The 4591-nt window shown below is 46.7% G+C and carries 3 protein-coding genes and 1 pseudogene; 2 read left to right on the plus strand and 2 right to left on the minus strand.

All coding sequences use genetic code 11. The features are described from left to right. Together ACTHS3_RS03440 and ACTHS3_RS03445 are read right to left on the minus strand one after the other, a co-directional pair. Positions 1-1406 (minus strand): Pycsar system effector family protein (locus ACTHS3_RS03440; RefSeq protein WP_440367171.1); only part of this gene is annotated, 1406 nt, incomplete at its 3' end. Positions 1407-1788: 382 nt separating this feature from the next. Next, positions 1789-2073: a PepSY domain-containing protein gene (locus tag ACTHS3_RS03445; RefSeq protein ID WP_440367167.1), complete on the minus strand. Its 285-nt coding sequence runs from the start codon at positions 2071-2073 to the stop codon at positions 1789-1791. A 438-nt stretch (positions 2074-2511) separates the two neighbouring features. On the opposite strand from ACTHS3_RS03445, the gene ACTHS3_RS03450 reads away from it, so the two are divergent. Continuing rightward, positions 2512-4254, plus strand: a complete 1743-nt coding sequence (locus tag ACTHS3_RS03450) for a bifunctional alpha/beta hydrolase/class I SAM-dependent methyltransferase (protein WP_039862081.1) — start codon at positions 2512-2514, stop codon at positions 4252-4254. Positions 4255-4319: 65 nt separating this feature from the next. Beyond that, a pseudogene (locus ACTHS3_RS03455) lies at positions 4320-4591 on the plus strand (phosphatase PAP2/dual specificity phosphatase family protein); the annotation flags it as partial.

Below are 4591 nucleotides of genomic sequence, written 5' to 3' on the forward strand. Positions count from 1 at the left end.
TCATTGGCAATCACGTAGGTTTTCAACACAGGATCATAGTTGAGGGAACGGATACCGCCGCCATCAATATCAATCACAGCTACTTCATCAAACTCAGGTTTGGCATTGCGCTCAAACACATCTTTCGGATTGCTGATAAACGCAACCAAAGCCATGTTGTTGAACTCAGGATCACGGAACCCCAAAACAAGACGTTTTTTCACCGGATCAAACGCCATGCCCTCAATATTGATTTCGTCAAAAGAAACTTCTGCCTTGGTTCGCTCGCGAATCAAATCATGCAACTTGTGATCGGTTTCCAAAACCTGCGTCAGATTGTCGTAGCTGGTCAGCCCCAACACGTTGCCGTCTTGAATTTTAAAGCGCATCAAGTGTTCGCGGTCAGGCGAGCGGTTGCCTTTACGGGTGCGCGAGTGTGAAGTCAGCGCGTAGATAAAACCTTCCTCGTCGCGAGCCAAAGCCTCCAAGTCGCTGAGACGGCGTTTGAAACCGGTAATCACGCGCGTATCCAATGCCTCGTCTTCCACAAACCTACCGGTTTTATCAATACTGATGATACTGAACGCATGGTTAGGTTCGTCTTCCGCAATCAGCAACTTACCATCCGGAAGCTGTTGTACGGCGGAAGGCTCGTACACACCGTTAAACATATTGATTCCCAGCGAACGCAGCTCTGCCGCATTGTTGGCCGGCGGTATCAGCAATGACGGCAATGTTTTCACGCCGATAAACGCCACCAGTGAAGCCAGCAAGCCCCAGCGGAATACCGCGTAAGACAAATTGATGTATTTGAACTGTTTGTCCGCCAACAAACCAAGCCAATAAAGATGGTCGCTCATCTTTTCATAGATTTGTTTACGGTCGCCCATAATCTCCTGCATCATTTCCCAATATTGATCTTTTTGCAGTTTCACACGGTCTTCATAAATCAAAATATTGGGTTGGCTGCCGCCAAAAAAGCGCGTTTCGGTACTACTGAGGCGGGTTTTCAAGTCCCGCAGCTTAGAACGGCCGCGGATAAAATCCTTAAACCATGTCCGCGCCGCCTGCATTTTGCCGATACGTTCCGGCGAAGCAGAAAGCAACGCAAACACGATAGATGCGGCGGCAGTAATCATAAACGTACTGGCCGGAATCAAAAATTCGGGCGACGATGAAAAAATAAACGCGCCCGAAATCATCAGAGCAGACACGATAAAACCATTCAGCGAAATCATAATATTCGCTTTGGTTGCCGCCAGCGCCAACAATTCCATCTCCGAGCGTACGGCGTTGCGGAACATGGTTTCCACGCCCTTATTCGTACCCAACAAATCAGGCGCATTCAAATCTTCGGCTTTATTTTTTTTCTTTTTTGCCTTGTCTTTTTTGCGTTTGGCTTTCTTTTCACTTTTTTCAGACGGCATCTCAGGATGTTCAACTGCTTCCTGACCTTCTACCTCCTCCTGAACTTCTACCGTTTCAGCCGCAACCTCAACTTCGTTTTCAACAGTATTGTTTCGATTGCGATCCCAAAAATCAACGTCCTGTTGGGAATCGGCAGATACGCCGTCGTTTAAAGATTTGTCTTGGTCGCCCATCTGCTTCGGCCGACCATTTTCCTTCCAATCATTCAAATCCATATCATGACTCCCAACATCAAACACTTTGAATTAAATGGAAAATAAAAAGCATATTTAGTTCATTTATTTTAGGTAATTTACATGTAGCTTACATTCTTTAAATACCTAAATAGCAAACTGCCGCAGAACCCCAAAGTCCTGCGACAACCCGCTTTGCATCAAAATATTAATAGTCGATGCGTTCTTTAATAATTTTCAAATCAGGAAAAGACAAAACAATGTCGTACTCACGACCATCTTTAAAAGCCTCGATATCCAACACAGGCTGACCTCGACGGCTATCGGCTTCAACATCGTGAACTTGATAGCCGCGTTGTTCCAAAATTTTTACGGCTTTAGCACGATTTTGCTCGAAGTTTTTGTCGCTGTAGATTTTGTGTTCGATATAATCACTGGCACCGGCAGTAGCGGCAGACAAAGCAACGATGGCGGTCAATAAAAATTTTTTCATGTTTGATTTCCTTTTTAAATGTGTATTCGGGTTTCGATGGATGTATTAAAACATGACAAAATTAGCAGTTAATTAGTGCTTGGTTAAACGCAGTAAAGGCCGTCTGAAAACTATTCAGACGGCCTAAGCGATTCCCCTTCAGAAGAAATAAGAGAAAAAATTTGGCAACAATATGATAACGATAAGTCCCGTCTGACTGTGTTTCGTAAATTAATTGCAAAACAAAGAGTTTATGATGATATGTCGGTAGTAGTTTGTAAGGTTATCCACCCCCTATCTAACCCTTTTCACAATCACTGTCATCAGTTTTAAGTGAAATTTGAAACCATCTTTTACCATTTCTCTCCATCATTGCATTCGTCCGTCTATCGGATAGTCATTGCATTTATTCGATATGTCATGATACTGTTCAAAAAATATGACTATTAGGAGTTTCTCATGTCCGAACAGCAAAAATTCTTTTCTACCCAAGACGGTACTTCGCTTTTCTACCGCTATCGCCCTGCTGCTGATGGTTCTTCCGACAAAGCCATTGTGCTGTTCCATCGCGGGCATGAGCACTCCGGCCGGATGATGTTTGTGGCAGATGAGCTAGGTTTTGATGATTTTGCCTATTTTGCTTGGGACGCGCGCGGTCATGGTTACAGCCCTGGTGAACGCGGCGATAGTCCGAGTATCGGTACTTCGGTTGCTGATGTAGATGATTTTATCCGACACATTCAAAGCGAATACGGCATCAAACCTGAAAACATCTGCGTGATTGCACAAAGTGTTGGTGCGGTATTGGTTTCTACTTGGTTGCACGATTACGCGCCGAAAATCCGTTGCGCCGTATTGGCTTCGCCTGCGTTCAAAGTCAAACTCTATGTTCCGTTTGCCCGTACCGGTTTGAAAATTATGCAAAAATGGCGTGGCAATTTCTTTGTCAACAGCTACGTCAAAGCCCACTATCTGACCCACAATGTCGAACGTCAAAAAAGCTACGACAATGATCCGCTGATTGCCCGCGCTATTTCTGTGCGCATCCTGCTGGGTTTATATGAGGCGGCCGAGCGCGTCGTTGCCGATGCACAAGCGATTACTACGCCTATACAACTGTTGATTTCAGGCAGCGATTGGGTTGTTCATCACAAACCGCAACACGATTTCTACAACCGCTTAGGCAGCCATATTAAAGAGCGCCATATCCTGCCCGGTTTCTACCACGATACGTTAGGCGAGCAAGACCGTGAAATCGCTTTTGTCGAAATGCGCCGTTTTATCCGCGAGCGTTTCAATCAGCCTTTGCAACAAGTCGATCTGACTCAAGCGCACTTGTTTGGAGACAGCCGTCGCGAAGCCGACGAACTGGCTACGCCTTTGCCTGTTTGTACGCCTCGCGGCGCATTTTGGGCAACATATCGCGCCTCGCTCAAACTGGGTTCACGCTGGAGTGAAGGCTTGAGAATCGGTCAAGAAACAGGTTTTGATTCGGGTAGCACGCTGGATTATGTCTACCGCAATCAACCGCAAGGCAGCAACGCTTTCGGTGTATGGGTGGACAAATACTATCTCAACGCCATCGGCTGGCGCGGCATTCGCCAACGCAAAGTCAATATCGGCAAAGCCATTCAGACGGCCTCAGCTAAATTGCGTGAAGCAGGCAAACCTGTACACGTTTTGGATATCGCGTCCGGTCATGGCCGCTATGTATTGGATGCCCTGACTGCCGACACATTGCCTGATTCCGTACGCTTGCGCGATTACAGCCCGATTAATGTCGAAGCCGGCCGCAAACTGATTGCAGAACGCGGCTTGCAAAACACGGTAACCTTCAATGAAGTCAATGCTTACGACCGCGCCAATTATCATGATTTACAGCCGCGCCCTACCCTAGGCATCGTCTCCGGCTTGCACGAATTGTTTGCCGACAACGATTTGATTTTAAACTCGCTCTACGGCTTTGGAGAAGCCATTGAAACCGGCGGCTACCTGATTTACACCGGCCAGCCGTGGCATCCGCAACTGGAAATGATTGCCCGCGCCCTGACCAGCCACAAAGCAGGCAGCCCAAACTGGGTAATGCGCCGCCGCAGTCAGCAGGAAATGGATCAGTTGGTTGAAAAAGCCGGTTTTGAAAAAATCCATCAATGGATAGACGAAGACGGTATTTTCACCGTGAGCTTGGCAGTGAAGAAATAAAAATAAAGGCCGTCTGAACAATTTTTTAACTTTCAGACGGCCTTATTTAAACCATGTACCTATCCATGAAACCTACCCTCAAAACCTCCCTACTCAAGCTGATTTCAGTCGGTATCCTGTTCTACACCAGCTACGGCCTCTCCAACCATTACGCGGCATCGCTGGACTATGTACCTGAAATCGCTTTTGCATGGGAGAGCAATATTCCGTTTTGGGCATGGACGATTGTGCCTTATTGGTCGCTGAACCTGATGTATGCCGCGGCATTTTTTCTTTGCCGTGATACACATGAACAAAACCGATATGTAGCGCACCTTGTAGCCGCCCAACTGATTGC

The sequence above is a fragment of the Neisseria sp. P0009.S007 genome (assembly GCF_051962515.1).

Coding starts and splice junctions, on each gene's coding strand:
- ACTHS3_RS03445 (WP_440367167.1), bottom strand. CDS start 2,073: ATGAAAAAATTTTTATTGACCGCCATCGTTGCTTTGTCTGCCGCTACT.
- ACTHS3_RS03450 (WP_039862081.1), top strand. CDS start 2,512: ATGTCCGAACAGCAAAAATTCTTTTCTACCCAAGACGGTACTTCGCTT.